Origin of the sequence: Pelobacter seleniigenes DSM 18267 (genome assembly GCF_000711225.1) — a bacterium.
Lineage (GTDB): Bacteria > Desulfobacterota > Desulfuromonadia > Desulfuromonadales > Geopsychrobacteraceae > Seleniibacterium > Seleniibacterium seleniigenes.
Map to the genome: position 1 here is coordinate 2,958,019 of NZ_JOMG01000002.1, position 19,890 is coordinate 2,977,908.

At 52.0% G+C, this 19,890-nt stretch carries 14 protein-coding genes and 1 tRNA gene; 8 read left to right on the forward strand and 7 right to left on the reverse strand.

Annotated elements, in window-relative coordinates; genetic code table 11:
• Positions 1 to 71 precede the first annotated feature (71 nt).
• On the forward strand, positions 72 to 305 hold the full coding sequence (locus N909_RS26500) for a helix-turn-helix domain-containing protein (protein ID WP_029917041.1): 234 nt from the start codon (positions 72 to 74) through the stop codon (positions 303 to 305).
• Between the two features lie 113 nt (positions 306 to 418).
• Complete coding sequence (locus N909_RS25360) at positions 419 to 715, forward strand: MbcA/ParS/Xre antitoxin family protein (RefSeq protein ID WP_084167742.1); 297 nt, start codon at positions 419 to 421, stop codon at positions 713 to 715.
• Between the two features lie 223 nt (positions 716 to 938).
• On the opposite strand, the gene N909_RS0116365 is transcribed toward N909_RS25360, so the two are convergent.
• From N909_RS0116365 to N909_RS0116380, 4 genes are all read right to left on the reverse strand, one after another.
• Complete coding sequence (locus N909_RS0116365; RefSeq protein WP_029917043.1) at positions 939 to 2,330, reverse strand: DUF6035 family protein; 1,392 nt, start codon at positions 2,328 to 2,330, stop codon at positions 939 to 941.
• Between the two features lie 3 nt (positions 2,331 to 2,333).
• The gene (locus N909_RS0116370; protein WP_029917045.1) at positions 2,334 to 2,780 is read right to left on the reverse strand and encodes a hypothetical protein; all 447 of its coding nucleotides are present in this window, start codon (positions 2,778 to 2,780) and stop codon (positions 2,334 to 2,336) included.
• 210 nt (positions 2,781 to 2,990) lie between these two features.
• On the reverse strand, positions 2,991 to 3,440 hold the full coding sequence (locus tag N909_RS0116375; protein ID WP_155005963.1) for a hypothetical protein: 450 nt from the start codon (positions 3,438 to 3,440) through the stop codon (positions 2,991 to 2,993).
• Between the two features lie 56 nt (positions 3,441 to 3,496).
• Complete coding sequence (locus tag N909_RS0116380; RefSeq protein WP_029917049.1) at positions 3,497 to 3,733, reverse strand: DUF2188 domain-containing protein; 237 nt, start codon at positions 3,731 to 3,733, stop codon at positions 3,497 to 3,499.
• A 125-nt stretch (positions 3,734 to 3,858) separates the two neighbouring features.
• Here N909_RS0116380 and N909_RS0116385 point away from each other — a divergent pair, with 125 nt between their 5' ends.
• The 4 genes from N909_RS0116385 to N909_RS0116400 all read left to right on the forward strand — a co-directional run bounded on the left by N909_RS0116385 (position 3,859) and on the right by N909_RS0116400 (position 15,794).
• Complete coding sequence (locus tag N909_RS0116385; protein WP_029917053.1) at positions 3,859 to 4,707, forward strand: WYL domain-containing protein; 849 nt, start codon at positions 3,859 to 3,861, stop codon at positions 4,705 to 4,707.
• A 146-nt stretch (positions 4,708 to 4,853) separates the two neighbouring features.
• Entirely contained in the window at positions 4,854 to 8,234 is a 3,381-nt protein-coding gene (locus tag N909_RS0116390) for a TM0106 family RecB-like putative nuclease (RefSeq protein WP_029917055.1), read from the forward strand.
• Between the two features lie 554 nt (positions 8,235 to 8,788).
• Positions 8,789 to 10,126, forward strand: coding sequence for a DNA recombination protein RmuC (locus tag N909_RS0116395; RefSeq protein WP_051689901.1), 1,338 nt, complete (start codon positions 8,789 to 8,791; stop codon positions 10,124 to 10,126).
• A gap of 181 nt (positions 10,127 to 10,307) precedes the next feature.
• Positions 10,308 to 15,794, forward strand: a complete 5,487-nt coding sequence (locus tag N909_RS0116400) for an AAA domain-containing protein (protein WP_051689837.1) — start codon at positions 10,308 to 10,310, stop codon at positions 15,792 to 15,794.
• 871 nt (positions 15,795 to 16,665) lie between these two features.
• On the opposite strand, the gene N909_RS0116410 is transcribed toward N909_RS0116400, so the two are convergent.
• Together N909_RS0116410 and N909_RS0116415 are read right to left on the reverse strand one after the other, a co-directional pair.
• A tRNA-Asp gene (locus N909_RS0116410) sits at positions 16,666 to 16,742 on the reverse strand.
• 58 nt (positions 16,743 to 16,800) lie between these two features.
• Entirely contained in the window at positions 16,801 to 17,280 is a 480-nt protein-coding gene (locus N909_RS0116415; RefSeq protein ID WP_029917062.1) for a hypothetical protein, read from the reverse strand.
• Between the two features lie 152 nt (positions 17,281 to 17,432).
• Between N909_RS0116415 and N909_RS0116420 the strand changes: the two genes are divergently transcribed.
• Positions 17,433 to 17,840 (forward strand): thiol-disulfide oxidoreductase DCC family protein, encoded by a 408-nt coding sequence (locus N909_RS0116420; RefSeq protein WP_029917063.1) that lies wholly within the window; start codon positions 17,433 to 17,435, stop codon positions 17,838 to 17,840.
• A 38-nt stretch (positions 17,841 to 17,878) separates the two neighbouring features.
• Complete coding sequence (gene ppgK, locus N909_RS0116425; RefSeq protein ID WP_029917064.1) at positions 17,879 to 18,631, forward strand: polyphosphate--glucose phosphotransferase; 753 nt, start codon at positions 17,879 to 17,881, stop codon at positions 18,629 to 18,631.
• 312 nt (positions 18,632 to 18,943) lie between these two features.
• Here the strand turns inward: ppgK and N909_RS0116430 are convergent, their stop codons facing one another.
• Positions 18,944 to 19,678, reverse strand: a complete 735-nt coding sequence (locus tag N909_RS0116430) for a dienelactone hydrolase family protein (protein WP_029917065.1) — start codon at positions 19,676 to 19,678, stop codon at positions 18,944 to 18,946.
• Positions 19,679 to 19,890: the final 212 nt, after the last annotated feature.

Genomic DNA, 19,890 nt, shown 5'->3' on the forward strand with positions numbered 1-19,890 from the left:
GATGCTTGCTCGGAAAGGCGAAGTAGGATATTTTTTAAGGGATCTGGGTTTGTCTCAAAAAGGAGCAGCGAGTGATTCGATATAGATTGAGGGAGTTAATGTCAGATTATCAGTTTCGAACAGGGAAAAGGCTGACCTTTGAGGAAATAGCTAACGAAACTGGTATCCACAGAACGACTCTTTCCAAAATTGTGAACCAGCGAAATTATAATACGACGACTGAAAACATCGACAAACTATGTACTTTTTTTAAATGCCAGATTGGCGATTTGATGGAACATGTTGAGCGGGTCGATTCCGAATAGTGCGGCCATCAGTCCAAACAATTGTAAAATTTAATTTCTTAAAGGAATGACACTTGCGGATTCTCTATTGTCAGCTTTTGAACGAAGGTTGATGCTCTATATGGAGAAGAAATATGAATGAAAATGTTCCAAAGGATATTGCTTTAACTACTCTTCAAAACTTACCTTCATCCTCTAGTTGGCCAAGAATACTTGATGAGATGTCAAGAGCTTGGGCGTCAACTTGCCCTGCAGCAGTCCTTGAGCGGACAACGGAGGTCTTCGAAGAAAAAACAAAAGTGATTGGTTGGCTCACAACTCCATGTAGCGCTTTGGGAAATCGAATACCTTTGGTTATGGTTGATAGCGAAAAAGGACAGCAGGCAATCCTTGACGAACTATCCCGTATTGAGCATGGTGTCTTCAGTTAAGAGTTGGTTCAAACAAAACAAAGAAAAGGCATTTGTTTTGTTTCATCTCTCAGAATGTGGGGGGGGGCTAAGAATTGTCCGAAATCGATAATTTCAACAATCCCAAACCTGATAGCACAACTTCAGGGACATTCTCAGGATTGAATGAACGCCTACGATAACTTAATCGAATTGGCGAGAGTCTCAATTTTCTGATAGATGAGGGACATGAGGATGTGCCAAGTTAATTAATCTTGATATATTTTTGCATTTCAGGGAACAAGAAACCAAAAAGTTGGTCAAAATTTCGCTCTTGGGGGAAATTCCCTGTTTGCGTAGAATTCCACTCGCGGATTCCTTCTCGGATAATGTTCAATTTTTCATCCCAGCTTGTGTGCCCCTTGAATTTTCGTCTTTTCCGCTCGGCAGCGTGCCTATCTTCTTCCATCAAAACAGGCATGTTTCCACACCCCTTTAGAGCCGTAAAGAAATACCATAACAGCGGCCGACAATGATCGTATGCAAAGTTTGCTACTTCCAATAGGGACTGATAGTCAAATCCTACCGATTTTCCGTCTTTTGCGCTTAAGACAAGGCAGGAGAAACGGGCAATGTCCTGTTTCGGGTTTTGAGGAAGATCTATATCCACTTCTTTTAAGGCGCGATGTAGAGCTGAATATTCCCTTGATGCCTCCTCGCCTCTGTAACCTGTGTATCGGTAGGAGTCCCAGAACTCCAGATATTTCTTTCGGAGATTTTCTATCCTGTTGGCAACCTGGAACTCCTCTAAACGATTAAGCTCTTCCATGCAGTCATAGAAGAAAATACGTTGATTTTCGCGATCGATACTCAACTCATTGAAACAGACAACTTGCTCCCGCCATTCCTCTTGGATCACGCCACCATTCAGGATCGGCTGAAGGTAATAACAGCGCAGCATGAGCTTCTGATTTTCTTTGGACAGTCTGCAGGTTTCCTCGTCGACAACAAATAGGTTACTGTTGTTATTGTAAAATATGTCGTCTTGAAACTGCCGAGGAATTTCCTTCTCACAGCGTTTGAAAATCCAAATCAACAAACCGCCATTCTCAAGGTAGAACCTGCGCCTCTCGACTACAACATTTAAAAATGTTGTGGAAAGCTGAACTTCAAATGCAATTGGCAGGTCGCCATATTGTGCCGATATGTCTGGCTTTCTCCATTTCGCTGGGTCAGTTACTCCCCACCATCGTTGCTCTTCGGCGATTGAATCTTGATCAAAAGACGAGTCCGCACCAAGGCTCGACTTTAGTAGCTGCTTGATGTGTATATGCTCAGGCCCTTCTTTCTGGCCGTTGTAACGCATAGCGTCAATTTGTGTTTGATTTTTCTTCCCGGATGTTTTGTATGGGCAGTTACCGTCGCCTCCATGATGGCGAAAGTAACGTCTTCGATGGATCGACAACCTGGGCTTAACGGGTTTATGGCAAGCCGCACAACGTGCAATAGGCTCGCCTCTCAAGATCGCATCATCAAATTCCTGGCGAAGAATAGAGTAATCCCTGCGGTCTTTATTCAGGAAAGAGGATGCTCGGACCGTTCCATTTCTACCTTCTATGAAAACCTCTTCTATTCTTGGGAACTCAACGATGTCCATTTCTTACGCTCGCCTAGAAAGGGCCCATCCCATTACCACAAGGCCTATACAGGACCAGGCGACAGATTGGATTTGCTTGGATTCTTTGACTCCGGTAGTCACAAACCGAGCAAAATGTTCGCAGTTATGCCCAAAAAGATCGTAATCGGGATTTTTAAGAGCCTCTTTGATCCTTGAAATGGCAGACTTTTCCATCGAGGGATCTACCTTGCCTTCCATCTCCCAGTGGCCCGTTTCAGAAAGGCGATCGGCACGTACTTGGGGTGGGGTCTGGTGAACGATCAGTGGCTCGATAGATGCCGTGAAGGCGGGGATAGGTCCGAGCTTGTTCCCAACATCCAAAATCCCATAGTGCCAGATTTGCATACCGTTTTTTACAGATCTTTGTCGGACAAGATAGAGTCCGTTCTCTAGATTTTGATAAGGCATTTTGACCTCGAAAAATTTCAAGCGGAATCCATTCGTTATTTCTTGGTTCCGGATTGTCCTGTTGATGTTGATGATCCAGTCCCCCCATTGGATTGTCCTGAACCAGCAGGTTGCAAGGGTGGGATTGTGGCACCCCTTGTCCCTCCAGCGCTGCTAGCTACTTCCTGCATGCGGGGGATGAGCTGTCCGTTTGTACTTATTCCAAACTCGGGACGTTTATTTGACATAGCTTCAAGCTCCTAAATTGATTGATATGAAAACGATAGAAGATATGACCGCGAGGATGAAAACAATCGCAGATCCCCAATTTATGTATTCAGTTGCCAATGCGAACGGATTTGTTTCCGATAGCGCTGAATCCTCCCCTGTCAAGTAATACTTCTCCGCCAATTCCAATTGCTTATTGATGGCCCTCTGGCTCGCCAGGAATGAAGTGAGGGTGAAGATGATCGCGGCTGCGAACAGCCACCAGGATGCCGTAAGGAGCTGTGGATAGTTGGCACGGTGGACATCGACCACGTTTTTCATCAGTCCCAGGGAGGCCCCTAAAAAGGCGGATGAAAGCGATAAAATCGCCTTGTCCATGTTTTCGGAATTGGAAAGGCTGCGCTTGAGGAGGTCCTCCCTTGTTGCGGCATAGATCGTTTTCCTTTCTGAAAAGGCGTTGGTTGCCTGGGTCATCACATTGCCTTTCATGGATGGAGGTAGCCCGTGGGGCTACCTCCATGAGGAATTTGTCAACCTTCAGGCGGGAAAGGGTCTTTCCCGTGGCTGTCCTTTTCACGGATTTGCCCCTTTCGGTTATGAACATACAGCTCAGTTCCTTGGTTTTGGCTGATCTGACGTGCCCTGTCGATTGCTTCTCTCTGGATGTCGAAATGCCCAGAGGAACGCTGTCCACCGCTCTGCTTGATGTCCCAGCCACCCTTTTCCTTGTTCGGAACAACATGTGTGCTTTTACTGTTATTGCTCATGTTTTACTCCTTTTTGCTTGAAGTCTTCCGTTAAGACAGGTATAAAAACAATACGCATAATTTATATGTGAATAGTTTTTATGTCAATATAGTTTTTACGCCTATTGTCAGCATAGGAGATTCGAATGGAAAATCAGCCGGTTACAATTCCTTGGGGCACGCAGAAACGGCTTCAATATCTTGAAGGGAAGTTATATTGGGAGGGAAAGGTCAATCGAGGAGACCTGACGGCAGCGTTCGGGATATCAATCCCCCAGGCCTCGGTTGACTTCACGAAATACCAGGAAATGGCTCCTCAGAACATTGCCTATAATGCAAGCGCCAAATACTACGAGCCAACGGAATCATTCTCACCGTTATTCATCGAACTATCAGCAGATGCGTATTTCTCAACCATGTCATGTTCGCCAACCAAGAGTATTACCACATGCGAATCAGACTATATTGCAGCAGTGCCAAATCCTTCCCGTGTTATTAACCTAGACGTCCTAAGAACATTGGTTCAGTCAATTAAGAACAAAAAAGTCGTCTCGGTTGATTATCGATCATTTAACAATCCTCAACCAGGAAACACTCGTTTAATTTCTCCACATTCTTTCGGTACAGATGGGTCAAGGTGGCATGTTAGAGCTTATTGCCATGAAAGTAATGCGTTTAAAGATTTTGTGATTGGTAGGATTGCTTCTGCAGTTATTGAATCTGATTCTGATATTGACGTGGATAGCGACAAAAATTGGTTTAACTTTATTGATGTAATAATCGGTCCAAATCCTACTTTGAATGATGCTCAAAAAAATATAGTCGCCATGGATTATGGAATGACAGATTTTAGATTGGAATTTAAATGCAGGATTGCACTTCTTTACTATCTGATGAAAAAACTCGGAATTGATCAAAATGGCAGTGAACGTGCTGGGAATGAGCAGCAGATAGTAGCAATCAATCTTGATGAAATTAAAACGGCAATGCGTTAGTGAGGAAAATTTCAACGATGTAAAGCACTCAGGATCGCGTCTATCGTGCTTTCATTTCTGCTTTTTCCGGGACACTCCTAGAAACCATAATGATACAGATGAGGCGGCATTAGAGCTATCCATTGCCTAGTTGATGGGGGAAGACCATGCAAAAGATCCACGGCAGCGCACTCTATTCGGCCAGCGACCTGGTCAATTTTCTCGAATGCGAGCATCTGACCACGCTGGACTTGGTCAACCTTGACACTCCCCTGCCCAAGGCCGAGGACGACGAGCAGGCAGAGTTGATCCAAAAGAAGGGCCTTGAACACGAGGCAAGATACCTTCAGGATCTTCAAGAGTCCGGTGTCGCGGTGTTTGACGCGAAAACTTCAGGCCAAAGCATTGCCGCCGCTGCCGAGGAGACCAAGAGGGCGATGGCCGAAGGCATTCCGATCATTTTCCAAGGGTGTCTCCATTCCCCAGAGTTCGTTGGCTATGTGGATTTTCTCCGCAAGGTCGATCACCCCTCCGGTCTGGGCAACTTCAGTTACGAGGTCGTGGACACCAAGCTGGCAAGAAGCCCGAAGGCGAAATTCATCATCCAGCTCTGCCTCTACTCCGACTTACTGTCCGTTGACCAAGGTTTCCTGCCACAAAACATTCATGTCGTTCTGGGGAATCGGACCGAGCAGAGCTATCGGCTCGCTGACTACTATCGTTATTACCGCTCGGCCAAGGCGCGTTTTCTTGAACGGGTGAAAGGGGGACTCGCTCCAACGTACCCCGAGCCCTGCGCTCATTGTGACCTCTGCCATTGGAGAAACTTGTGTCAGGAGCAATGGACACAGGACGATCACCTCTGCCAGGTTGCCAACATCACTAAAATTCAGATCGACAAGCTTCGCTCTGGCGGCATCACGACCCTGGCCGGGCTGGCACAGCTGAAGCCCGACGATCATGTGCCCGGCATGCAGGATGCCACATTCCAGCGCCTTCGCCGGCAGGCCGCTCTACAGCTTGAGCGGCGGGAGACCGGCAAGGACCTTTTCGAACTTCTTGAGACCGACCCCGCCGAGACGAAAGGATTCCGGCGTCTTCCGCAGCCAGATCCCGGCGACCTCTTTTTCGATATGGAAGGAGACCCGCTGGAAGAGGGAGGGTTGGAGTACCTGTTTGGTGTTTATTACCACGATGACGGTCAACCAAAATTTCAGCCATTCTGGGCTCACAGCCGGCAAGAGGAACGGCAAGCGTTTCAGGATTTCATGGCCTTTGTCATGGATCGCCTGGCGCGTTATCCGAACATGCACATCTACCACTACGCCCCTTACGAGGAGACGGCCCTGAAACGGTTGATGTCCCTCCATGGCACCTGCGAGGCTGAAGTTGACCACCTACTTCGCACGGAAAAGCTGGTAGATCTTTACAAAGTTGTTCGGGAGTCTCTGCTGGCCTCTGAACCTCGCTACTCCATCAAAAATCTTGAGACCTTCTATATGGAGAAGCGGACGGGTGAAGTCACCAATGCGGGGGCGAGTATCGTGTTCTATGAGCACTGGAAGGAAACGCGGGACCCCGCTTTGCTCCAGCAGATCCACGACTACAATGAGGACGATTGCCGTTCCACGTATCTACTTCGCGAGTGGCTGCTAGGAATCCGCCCTGCCGACTTGCCCTGGTTCAATGCAGACACCGAAGAAACTGCCGAGCAGCAAAAAAGTGATCGAGTCCATGAAGCGGAGGCCCGGCTTGCCGATTATGCGAACAGGCTGCTCGGTGGCCTGCCCGAGGATCGCGCTGAATGGAGCGACGATGATCGAATGCGGGAGCTTGTCTACCAGCTTCTGGATTTCCATCGCCGAGCGGATAAGCCTGTTTGGTGGGCCATGTTTGCCCGACAGGAAATGACGGAAGAAGAACTCATCGAAGATCCGGAAGCGATAGGTGGACTGGTTGCCGCCCCCCAATGGCCTCCTGTGGCGGAAAAACAATCGCTGATCTACACGTATCGTTACCCGGAGCAGGAATTCAAGCTAAAAGCCGGCGATGATTGCCAGCGTTCCGACACATTGGATCGTGCGGGAACGATCGAAGACATTGATGAAAAGCAGAGGCTGGTCCGCATCAAGAGAGGTAAACGGAGCGGGCCACTTCCCGAACGACTTTCGGTGATCACAACTGGTCCAATAAAAAATGAGGTTCTCAGAGAAGCGGTATATCGGTTTGCCGATAGCGTTGTGGCCGGTGACCATCGTTATGCTGCCCTAGAAGCAATCCTGAGGCGATTATCACCTGAAATCAGAGGCCTTGCTTCAGATGTGTCAATCGTGGCTGGCGGTTACGAGACGACACCCCAAGTGTGTGAGGTGGTCAGCCGTCTCCAGGAAAGCTATCTGTTCATCCAGGGTCCCCCAGGAACCGGGAAGACATATACCGGCTCACATGTCATTGTCGACCTACTAGAGAAAGGGGCGACGGTGGGAATTTCGTCGAACAGTCACAAGGCGATCAACAACCTGCTCGAAGCGGTAGAAGAGCGTGCAGCGGAGAAGCAGGTAAGGATTTGGGGAGTCAAGAAGTCATCCGGACCCGATACGTTCCTGAATGGGGCCATGATCAGGGACGTCACAGACAAGCGAGCTGTCCTTGGTTCTGGCGCGAATCTGGTGGCGGGCACGGCCTGGTTGTTTGCCGATCCCGACCTTGATCAAAGCCTGGATTACCTCTTCATTGACGAAGCTGGGCAGGTCGCTCTTGCGAACCTGGTGGCTTTGGGGACCTGTGCGAAGAACATTGTGCTTCTCGGTGATCAGATGCAACTGCAGCAACCGGTCCAAGGAATTCATCCCGGGCATTCAGGGGAATCAACGCTGGATTACCTGCTCCAGGGGAAGGCGACCATTCCCGACGACCAGGGCGTTTTTCTCGGGACCACCTGGCGCATGCATCAGGATGTCTGCCGGTTTATTTCCGACGCGGTCTATGATGGCAGGCTCCATCCCGAAGCCAAGAATCAGAACCAGCGTCTTGTTCTCACTCCAGACGCCCATCCGGAGTTGCGGCCTTCTGGTATCCGCTTCATCGGCATCAACCACAGCGGGTGTTCTCAGCGCAGCGAACAAGAAGCAGAGGTCGTTCGCAGCCTATATGAAAGTTTGCTCGGGCAGCACTACTTGAACCGCGATGGCATCGAGCATCCCATGTCGGCTGAAAATATCCTAGTTATGGCTCCCTATAACATGCAGGTAAACCTGCTCAAAGATGTATTGCCCATGGACGCCCGCGTCGGAACTGTTGATAAATTCCAGGGGCAGCAAGCGGAAGTCGTCATCGTCTCCATGGCCACGTCGAGTGCTGACTTTCTGCCCCGCTACATGGAATTCCTTTACAGCAAGAACCGTTTAAATGTAGCAATTTCGAGAGCCCGTTGCCTCGCACTACTGCTGGCGAACCCTCAGCTGATAGCGATCAAGTGCCACACGGTCGAGCAGATGGCATTGGTGAATACTCTATGTTGGATTTCTGAAAATTCAGATGACCAGTAATAGGAGAAAGGAAACTCTTTATGACCTTCCAAATTTTGTTGGGGACCTGCATTGTCCTTTCATTAATCACTTTGGTTGCAATAGTTTTTATTTTGATCCGCATGCAAGGGGTGGCCCTGCCGGAAGACTTTGATTCTAAGCTGACCGGCCTCGCTACGGCGGGAGAACGTCTGGAGCGGGTATTGCGGGAAGAGGCAAGTCGCGGCAGGGATGAGGCTAATGCTGGGGCAAAGGCTCTTCGGGAAGAGGTCGCAACCCAGATTTTTAACCTCCAGGACTCGGTACTGAAAAGAATAGGCGAAATGCAAAATTTTCAGAAATCCCAGCTTGATGTCTTTTCGGAAAAACTCAGAGAAGGCGTGGTGGGTGTTGACCGTCGTGTCGAGGAAATGGCCAAGGCAATGCACTCCGGCATCGATGAAATGGGCAAGGCGGGTGAAAATCGCCAAGAGAAACTACAACAACTGGTTGATGGCAAGCTTTCAGAACTCAAGAAGGAGTCTTCGGAAAGCGATCGAGCTTTGCGCGAGGAAGTCCAAAGCAACCTAAAGACCTTGGGCGAAGGCATTACAGCAAGTATTGGTCAATTGGGGAACGTCCAGAAGGAAAAGCTGGAAATCGTTGCTCAAGAAATCGCAAAGCTTATTGAAAAGCAGAAGCAGGACCAAAGTGAACTCCGAAAGACCATCGAAACCAAGCTGGTCGAGATTCGCACCGATTCCTCTCTGTCTTCCAAGGGGCTGCGAGAAGAATTGACGAATACGTTCAGGCAGCTCGGAGAGACCCTGACCTCCAATATTGCCACCAGTTCCCAATCTCAAAAGGAGCGATTAGAGCAGGTTGCCAAGGAGATTGCCGGTCTGACCCTGAAGCAAGAGCAGGCCCAAGAGAATCTTCGCAAAACTGTGGAACAGCGCTTGGACAATCTCCGTGGCGAAAATGCAGAGAAGCTTGAAAGCATCCGAAAGACGGTCGACGAGCAACTCCAGGGGACTTTGGAGAAGCGTCTGGGAGAATCCTTCAAACTGGTTAGCGAGCGCTTGGAGCAGGTACATAAGGGCCTAGGGGAAATGCAAACCTTAGCGAATGGTGTTGGCGACCTGAAGCGCGTTCTTACCAATGTTAAAGCGAGGGGTACATGGGGAGAAGTGCAGTTGGGGACCCTCCTGGAACAGATGCTTACCCCTGAACAGTATCTGAGGGAAGCGGCCACCAAGCCAGGTAGCCAAGAGCGAGTCGAGTTTGCCGTACGCCTCCCCGGAAAGGGGGAAGGCGATCCTGAAGTATTGCTGCCAATTGACGCCAAGTTCCCCATTGAGGATTATGAACGGCTTATTTCGGCGGCCGAAAGATCGGACGCTGATGCCGTTGAAGCGGCGGCAAAACAATTGGATAATCGGATCAAGGGTTGCGCCAAAGATATTCGCGACAAGTACATCAATCCCCCGTATACAACCGATTTTGCAATTCTGTTTTTACCAACAGAGGGGCTTTATGCGGAAGTGCTGCGTAGGCCTGGCACTGTTGAGCAAATCCAGAGAGACTTTCGCGTTACGATAGCGGGGCCGACCACGCTTGCCGCCACCCTGAATGCCTTACAAATGGGCTTTCGGACCTTAGCCATTCAGAAGCGTTCAAGTGAAGTCTGGCAAGTGCTAGAAGCGGTCAAGACAGAGTTTGGAAAGTATGGTGTCGTCCTTGAAAAAGTTCAAAAGAAACTGCATGAGGCCTCGAAGACTATTGATGATGTTACGGTTCGTCGGCGAGCTATCGACCGTAAGTTGCGAGCTATTGGCAGTATGCCAGAGGAGAAAGCGGAAGCTTTGCTTGGTTTAGGACCTGCTGATTTGGAAGATCTATCGGAGGCCGATTCGGTTGGAGCAGAAACTTGATCGAGGCGAGTTAAGCGAAACCTCTCCTATTTAGTGAGATATGTAAGTACCATGGATCTCAGTTTCAATTACTCACAAATATCCAGCAAGAAGAATTCTAAGACACGTTCGGAACTTTGACTTGAGCGATACGTTAGGCTACATTGGCAACGTGCTTTTTTGATTGGTTGGCAGGAGGGTTATGTCAAGACGTCCGCTGTTTTCCAAGTCGGCCCAAGAACTCACCGGGATGTATGAGGCCAAGCCGTGGGATATTGCCAATCTCAGATCCATCCTTAATGAACTCATTGCGGGTGACCGCAAGACCCCGTCCGCAAAACGACTCAAAGCAACAATCATCGACGCTATCGAGGCCTTGGGCAAAAACGAGAGAAAGAGTTCAGCGTCGTCCGGCGAATCGTCGCCTGCAGCACTGTCAGAGTCGGTAATCGATCACGATTCTGGGCCGCATGAGGCCGACACACATCAGCAAGTCGGCTCAAAGCGGGGTTCATGGGGGCTGGATTCTGAATTGTTTGTTACGGCCAACGAAGATGCAGGGAATGTCGATGTGATGACCGAGGAGGCCGACGAGGAAATTATGGACGAGACCGCCGACAGCGACAATTACGGTGTGTTTGACGACGAAATTGTTGAGGGCGATGACGACCCGGAGGTTGAGGCCGATGTCGAAGATTCGGGCGATGAACTCGAAAGCCTCCATCGCGTGAGAGAGGTCTTTTCAGGCTTTACCGGGAATCGTGGAAAACAGGCTCCACGACCAACGGTTGAAAGTGATCACACGGGTCCGAACGGGAAGATACTGCGGGTGGTCGACTACCTGTCGAATCTCGCCCGGGTGACGATGGTGACCGTCAGGGAAATCACCCAGTATCCGAACGTCCTGTGGATTTCCGACGTGCCGAAGGACGGCCAGTTTTGTTATTCGCGCTCGTGGGGTCTGGATGAAAACGTGCCTGATGATGTCTGGCTTGATGTCCGCAAGTGCCCGGAGCCGCCATTCCCGGCTGTACCGAAAATTTGCGAGGAATGGGTCGACCAGAGCCTGCTGAAGGTTCTGGATGTGCGTCCCGTTCTCAATGAATCAATCAACCGGCCGGTAATGAAGATTGACCCGGAGACCAAGGAGGAGTTTGTTGACGACGTCCACGTCTATCATCTGCGTGACCGGGAAGACGTGCAGACTGCGTGGCGTGAGTATATCGATAGAAAATGGACGACGTGGGCGCAGGCCTACCAGAGATACCAGCGGGTGCAGAAGGTCTTCGGCGCCCTGCACAGCATCTACCAGGAACAGCAGCGGCTGGGCGAGCAATATGAACTCATCATGGGGGTCGGCTTCCTGACATGGCGCCAGAAGGGCGGCAAGGTCGTAAAGCGTCACCTCATTATCGCGAAAGCTTCCCTCGAATTCGAAGCGGCAATCGGGCGTTTCATTGTCCGGGCGGCGCCGGACGGCGACCAGGCGGATGTCGAGTTCGATATGCTCGAAGCTGAGAGCTATCCCTCGAATTCAGAATCACTGCTGGCGACAGGGCATAGTCTCAGGGATAACTTCTGGGACCGGACGACCATGGACGCACTCCTTACGGCGGTCTCCAACTCCCTTGAAGAACAGGGCCGCGGTTCTTACCTGCCGGATGCCGAGAAGTCATCGATGCAGGGTGTCACCGAGGTGCCGCTGATTGAGTTTGATCCGGCCCTGATACTTCGCAAGCGGTCGATGAAGGGGCTTCTCTATACGCTTCTTGATATGCGGCGGCAGATTGAGGAGGGCGGCGAGGTGCCATCGCATTTTGCTGACCTCTGCGAGATGGGTGGCGGCGTTGAAGTTCGTGAAGCATCGTCGTCCGGTGGCGGCGGAGAAATCCCCGGGCACATCTACTTTCCGCTTCCGGCCAACGAGCAACAGCGGGAAATCGTGAGAAAGTCGCATAACAACCCTGGTGTCCTCGTCCAGGGACCTCCTGGCACCGGTAAGTCGCAGACCATCGCCAACCTGATATCGCACCTTTTGGCAATCGGCAAAAGGGTGCTCGTTACGGCGAAGTCGCCTCGGGCGCTGGAGGTATTGGGCAGCAAAATTCCGGCGCCTATCCAGCCGTTGTGCATCAGCATGCTTGGCAGTGGGACGGACGAGCGCGAATCGCTGGAGCGAAGTGTCAGCGGCATCCTCACGAAGGTTGGCCAGCGAAACGAAATCGCCGACCAGCGCATGATCGAGGCATTAGAGCGCAAGTTGATCGATGCCCGTAAGGATATTGCGGAAGCCGAAGGCGAGTTGCTGGCGATCCGTGAGAAGGAGACCTTCAAACACACGGTTGCCGGTGGCACATATTCTGGGACGGCTGCCAAGATTGCCGTAGAACTAAAGAATCAGGAAACAGAATTTTCCTGGTTCTCCGATGCGATTGGTAAAGACGACGAACTGCCGCTTTCCGTGCAGGAAGTTGCGGAGTTGGTAAGGCTTCTCGACAGCATCGATGTTGCCACCGAGGAGGAACTGGCCAAGTATTTCCCAGACGTTGACAAGGACATTCCCTCCATCGAGTCGTTGCGTGAGGCCTGGCATCGCATCAATGAACTGAACGTGCTGGTCAAAGCCGGCGAGGAGCGCCTGAATTCACCGGACGGGATTGCCCTTGCGAAGGCACAGCCCGCAAGCGTCAAGGCCCTGTCAGATGCGGTCAGCAAAATGGTTGCCGAAATTGAGAGCGTGCGCCGTCGTCCGAAGGACTGGGTGAATAAGGCTATCAAGGAGGTCTTGCAGGACCTCGATACGCCTTGGAAGGAGCTATTACGCCTGACCGAGGAGCGCCTCAAAGACGTGCGGCATGTCGCCGGCAAGATTCAGCGAGTTTCGGTTGACCTCCCGGCGGGAACTGATTTACGCCGCATGCGCAGTGATACGTCGGCCATCCAGTCGCATCTGGCGGCCGGTGGTGGTATGAAACGCATGGTCATGTTTGAACATCCGATCATCAAGAAGCACGGCGTGCATATCAAGTTGGTCGCGGTCGATGGCCAACCGGGCCTGAGCGACATGACAACGCTCCAGAAGTTGATGGCGTACCTTGACGTTCGTCTTGGTCTCGATGAAATCTGGTCATTTTGGGCCGGGCATGAAACGCCGCCGGCTACGCCGAACTTCGCATTGCAGATGGCGCATGTCGACGAGGTCGTCGAGGCGCTTCAGCACGTGCTCGGCCTCTATGACATGCGGAGTGATGTCCAGAAGGCTATTTCGTCGGCGGTTGGCCTTTCGCAACCGCAGTTCGCCGAAAACGGATCGCTGGTGACGCTGATGAAGACTTGTCACGAGACGGCCTTCCTTTCGGAGTTGAGGACGCTTTCCGAGCACGTTCGGAGGGAGGAGGGCAGGGTGGCCGCTGTTGCGACCCGGGCGAACTCCCATCCGCTGTGCAGTGACCTTCTTGATGCTGTCAGGGAGAAAGACGCTGACCATTATCGGGTCGTCGTCGACCGCCTGCGCGGCGTGTCGAGGCGGTTCTCTGACATTAAGGACAAGCAGAGCTATCTGACAAGGCTAGCCGTCAAGGCGCCGAAGCTTTCGGCGGTCTTGTCGAGCCGCCAGGACGAAGAATTGTGGCGTCCCCGGCTCAGGGTGCTAACGAAGGCCTGGGCATGGCGTCGGGCAAGGACCTGGCTCGATGAGTACGAGAACAGCGATGGTTCACATCTTGAGCGCAATCTGAAGCGATTAGAGCAGGCAGCCTTGCAGGCGCTTGGTGATCTAGCCGCCCTAAAGGCGTGGGGCTACTGCTTTGAGCGGATGTCCCGGGAGCATCAGCAACACCTCGAAACGTGGCAGCTTGCCATGCGGCGCCTGGGGAAGGGGACGGGGAAGCATGCCCACCGCCATCGTCAAGACGCCCAGCGCCATCTGAATGCTTGTAAGGAGGCTGTACCCGCATGGGTTATGCCGCTCCACCGGGTGTTCGAGACCGTGCAGGCCGCTCCCAAGAGCTTCGACATAATCATCATTGACGAGGCCTCGCAGTGCGGCTACGAAGCACTCCCGCTTTTGTATCTCGCTGAGAAGGTCATCGTGGTCGGCGATGAGAAGCAGATCAGCCCGGAAGCCGTTGGCATCGACCGCAATCATGTTGCCAATCTCATGCGGTCGTACCTGTCAGACTTCGACCACCGGGATTCGTTCGACATTGAGACCAGCCTGTTTGCGCACAGTCGCATCCGGTTTGGCAACCGCATCACGTTGCGTGAGCACTTCAGGTGTGCGCCGGAGATTATCAGGTTCTCCAACGAGCTGTGCTACACCGCCGACCCGCTCATCCCGTTAAAGCAGTGCCCGCCTAACCGGCTCAAACCGCTCATGCCGGTGCATGTGTCGACCGGCTTCCGCGAGGGAAGCGGTCAGTCGGTCATCAACCGGCCGGAGGCCGAGGCGCTGGTCGAGCAGATTCTGGCGTGTTGCGAGGATACCACTTACGCCGGCATGTCGATGGGCGTCATCGTCCTTCAGGGCGAGGCGCAGGCCAAGCTGATCGAGGGGATGCTGTTGACCCGGCTTGGTGCCGAAGAGATGCAGGAGCGGCGCATCGTGTGCGGAAATCCCTACAGTTTCCAAGGGGACGAGCGGGATGTAGTCTTCCTGAGCATGGTGGCCGCCCGCGGCGAAGGCCGCATCGGCGCCATGACGATGGAGAAGGACATGCGGAGGTTCAACGTTGCCGCCAGCCGCGCCAAGGAACAGATGTGGTTGTTCCACACGGTCACCGCCAATGATCTGAGCCAGGAGTGCATGCGCAAGAAGTTGCTGTCGCACTTCTACGATACGTCCGTGAAGACGGTCGCCGGAATCGATGTCGACATGCTCCGCCGGGAGGCTTACGAGGCCAACCGGTGGCTTGAGAAGCCTCCTGCGCCGTTTGATAGCTGGTTCGAGGTCGATGTCGCCCTGGATATCGCTTCACGGGGTTATAGTGTCCTGCCGCAGTACGAGTTTGCCAACAAGCGAATCGACATCGTGATACAAGGCGGAAGTGCTCAGCTAGCCGTCGAGTGCGACGGCGATCATTGGCACGGCTGTGACGAGTTCGAGGCCGACATGCAGCGTCAACGGATGCTGGAGCGGTGCAACTGGGTGTTCTTCCGGGTCAGGGAGTGTTCCTACCGGGCCGACTCTGAAAAGGCCCTGGAGCCGCTCTGGCGCATGCTCGAAGCGAGAGGTATCTTCCCGGTCGAGGCTCAACCCAATGAGCCACAGGCAGATGCTTCGCAGGTCAGGGACGAGGACTCTTTCTACCAGAGTGCTCGGGACGGCCAGGACACCAATGACTTTGCCAGTCCTGTGATGGACGATTTGGAGGATATCGACGACGAAGATGTCGAGGCCGAGCCGGTTATGGAAGGCTGTCCTCTCAATATCCGTGAGGCGCTGAGCCTGAAGCCGGCCGAATTGGTTTCATTGATTATCGATGCCATCAAGTCACGGCCGAATCAGTCCTGCGTGCGTTCGGCGTTGCCGACGATTATTTTACGGAACTGCCAGATTGTCACGCGTGGTATGCCGAGAAAGAGCTTCGAGCGCAAGGTAGAGTCCCGAGTTGCGGCGATGATCCGGAAAGGCCAACTCGTCTCCTATAAGAGCGTGAACGAGCGGCTCAGATTGGGCTGGAATATCTAGCGTTTCGTTGCATTTAAAACCAATTGGCTTCATTCAGTCTCAGTTATATTAATTGGCCTGACCGCAAATGCTCTATTCCATTCCAAGGGGGCATTGTCAATCTCAGTATGGCTTTTCCTGATGGGTGGTATTTAGACGTCTTTCGAGTGTTGATGAAGATTGCTGGGCAAACGTCCAGTGTGACCAATTCTTTCGTCGATGCACATTATCCCGTTCATCGAACCGACCGGGAAGGAGGTCCGGCAGGCGCATGATATTCTGGAAATGCCGGAAGATGATGGGCACCTTGTCAACCGAATCACCCGAAGTCTGGCAGACACTTTTTAGCGTCTCAAAAATCACCATTCGCAGAACCTAAAATTACCCGGCTACCAAATGCGGGCCGGAGTGTTCTCATAACTTGTTCTGCATCGGGATCTTGTTTCGCTTAAGAATTAATAGTACATCCACAGGTAGAAAATCCTCCTCACTATATTGTGAGCTCTGGATCGTTGCATCACCAACTTTAACCAAATGCCGATTCTATGAATTGCGATTTTGCGTTCGGAAAGTCTTTTTCTTCAATGTCATCAGATTTTCAAATCTAAAGACATTTAATTTAGGCCAGAGGTCAAATGGGCCATTTTTTTAGGTCATAATTTTTTTAATATTGTCTTGGCACAATATTTTTTTTCAGAAGTTATTGAAAGTACATGGGCACCGTGCCCACATTAAGCCGAAGGTCGAAAAAATGCTGACCATCGGTTGGTGAAATGAGATAGCTTACGGAAACCGGCGGTCAAAACCCCTAAATCATGGGCACAACGTGGGCACCGGATGGGCACAGACGAAAAAAGCACTTAACCAATAAAGGCTAAGTGCTTGATATAAATGGCGGGGCTGACGGGACTTGAACCCGCGACCTCCGGCGTGACAGGCCGGCGTTGTAACCGACTCTACTACAGCCCCGTAAGATCTCTTCTTGCAAAGCGGAGCGAAATTTACACTATCTTTTCTTGGACTGCAATCAAATAATTTCATTTTTTAGTTTTTTGAACTCATCGCGGGTGATCAGGCCCTGCTCAAGCATTCGGCTGAGTTCGGAAAGATCTTGTAATTGGGTAGATTTTGGAGCTTCCAGCTGCCTGGCACGGTCTTGTGATTCGGCCTCGATAATTTTGATATCATCGCCCCGATGCCCCAGTTTGAAGGTTGCCATGCCGCCGAGAAGGCTGATTTCGAGGGTTCGATCTTTCAATGCCGGGTCTGAGATGATATCGCTGAGCTTGCGGTTGTTCTCCTGCATGCGGCGGTAGAAGAAATAAGCCGATCCGCCGATCAGGGCAACGCCGCCGAACAGGATCAGCCAGCGGAAATCATAAATCCCCTTGAGCAGAACCACGGCAATTCCCAGCCCGATAATCAGCAGGACATGCAGCAGCAGGATCAAGTAGCCGACTTTCATGCCTTCATAGATCGTTTTATTCTGTTCGCTGTTCTGTTCCATATTGTCTCGTCTCTTTGGGTCTGGACGGAGGATAGCATAAATCAATCACCATTTTCCCCCAAATCCGTTCGCGCGTAAACTGTTGTCCCGCCCTGTTGCCGGTGATTGAACTCTGTTACTATGAAAAGAAATCAACAACGAAAGGAGAGAGCATGTCCGTTTCGTTTCCATTGGATATTTTTTACGATGGCTCCTGTGCCGTTTGTTCCCGAGAGATGGAAGCTTATAAAAAAAACAACCCGGACGACCGCCTCCATTTCATTGATATCAGTGCCGCCGATTTTGAAGCGCAGAAATTCGGCAAAAGTCATTCCGAATTCATGGCTAAATTGCACGTGCGTGACGCGGAAGGGCAGTTTGCAACCGGAGTTGAAGCATTTATGCTGATCTGGCAGGCCTACCCGGACGGATCGCTGCAGCGTCTGCTCAGTGCTTTCGTCGGTTTTCCGGGGATTAATCTTCTGGCTCGCGGCAGCTATGCCTTTTTTGCCCGCTATCGGCACTTGCTGCCGAAAAGAGCCAACGCCTGCGACAGTGGAAGCTGTGAACTGAGACGTTGAAGCTTGTAAAAAAACTTGTGATGAAATGAGGATTGACTGTGGAGATTCTTGGAATTGATATCGGAGGGAGCGGTATAAAAGGTGCCGTTGTCGACTGTGAAACAGGCGAACTGTTATCGGAGCGCCTGCGGGTTTCGACGCCGCAACCGGCAACTCCGGCTGCGGTGGCTGATGCGGTCAGGGATTTGCTGAGGCTCTTCGCCTGGAACGGAGTCGTGGGGATTGGTTTCCCGGCCATTGTCAGTGCCGGGGTGGCCAGGAGCGCCGCAAATATTTCCCCTGACTGGATCGGCGTCAACGTGGCTGAGCTCATGACCGCCACCACGAGCTGTCGTTGTTTTGTCCTGAATGACGCAGATGCCGCCGGGCTTGCGGAAATGGAGTTTGGTGCCGGGCGCGGCCGTGAGGACGCGGTGCTGGTTTTGACCCTGGGCACCGGCATTGGCTCGGCGTTATTTTACCAACAGCGCCATTTCCCGAACCTGGAGCTGGGCGCACTGCCCCTGAAGGGAGGACTGGCCGAGCAATATGCGGCGGCGGTGATCCGTAAGCAGGCAAAGTTGAGCTGGAAGGCCTGGAGCAAACGGTTGAACCTGTTCCTGGCTCATGTTGAACGACTGCTCTGTCCGGACCTGATTGTGGTTGGCGGCGGGGTGAGCCGGCGCAGCGAAAAATTTTTCCCCTATCTGACCACCCGGGCCGAGCTGATGCCCGCCTGCCTGCTCAATCAGGCTGGAATCATCGGGGCCGCCTGTTATGCAGCGGCCCGTTGCCAACCGTTGAACCCTTAACTAGTTTTCAGATTGGAAACGAGCAATTTTTCGTTGTGGCTAGTGTCCCGTGCGGTTAGTTCTCTATTCCAATTTCGGTCCTTTTTGCCGCTGTCTACGTTCTGCCTTCTCGGCTTAGCCTAAGCTAGGCCTGCGGCGGCACGCCTTGACAGCAACAAAAATGACTCAAAATTAATACAAATAATTAACCGAACGGGACACTAGGAAATCAAGGGCTGATGCGGAGGCGTAGTTCTTTACGCCGCACAAATAAGCCCGCAGATTGACACCGCCACGGCGGAAAAGGGCCGTTTCCGGATGAAAACTAACTATTTAAAGCGTTGCCGCAAGGTATTCAACAAAGCGAGCCCAGGATTTTTCGTCGGCATCTTTCCTGTAACGCGGAGTATCAAAGACGGTAAAGGCGTGCGGGGCTCCGCTGTAGGTAATCATTTCATGGGAAACCTGGTATTTTTCCAGGTCCATGGCCAATTGGGCGAACTGCTCCATGGTGACGGCCTGATCTGCCGTGCCGTGGAGAATCAGCAGTTGTCCTTTGGTCTGTGCATAATCCTGGTCTGCCGGTTTGGCCAAGCCGCCATGGAAGGTCACAAATCCTTTCAGGCCTTTCCCTGACCGGGCATATTCCAAAACCACCGCACCGCCAAAACAATAGCCCATGGCCACGGCATTTTCGACATTGGCCCCTTGGGCCTTGGCTGCGGCAAAACCGCCTTCCAGGAGACGCCGCATCCGGGCGCGATCCTGATACAGAGCTCCGGTCAGGCGTTGCTTGTCGGCTGTTTCGGTCGGGCGGATGCCTTTGCCGAACATGTCGGCGGCAAACACCGCATAGCCCAGGTCGGCAAGCATGTGCGCCCTTTTGATTTCGTAATCGGTCAGACCATCCCAGTCATGAATCATATAGACCAGGGGGGCGGAGGCCTTCGGGCTGATATAATAGCCTTCGAAGGTCTCGCCATCGACTTTGTATTCGACCGGGTTTCCCGCCGCCCAGGCAAGCGGGGACAGAGACAGACACGCACACAGCATGAGCAGCGATTTCATGGGTTTTGACTCCTTGATTTTAAAGTTGACGATTTTGGTTAAGTTTAGCATTGAATTGTCGGTTTGCAAAGCTGAGGCCCCGGGACAAAACACAATTTATGTTACCGTCGGGCAAAAAAATGGGCGGCAGAATTGATTGCCGTGGTTGGCAGTGCCGGTGAACGCTGAAGCGGCTTGGCCGACGGCTGTTTTTTTGTATTTTCACCTAAAAA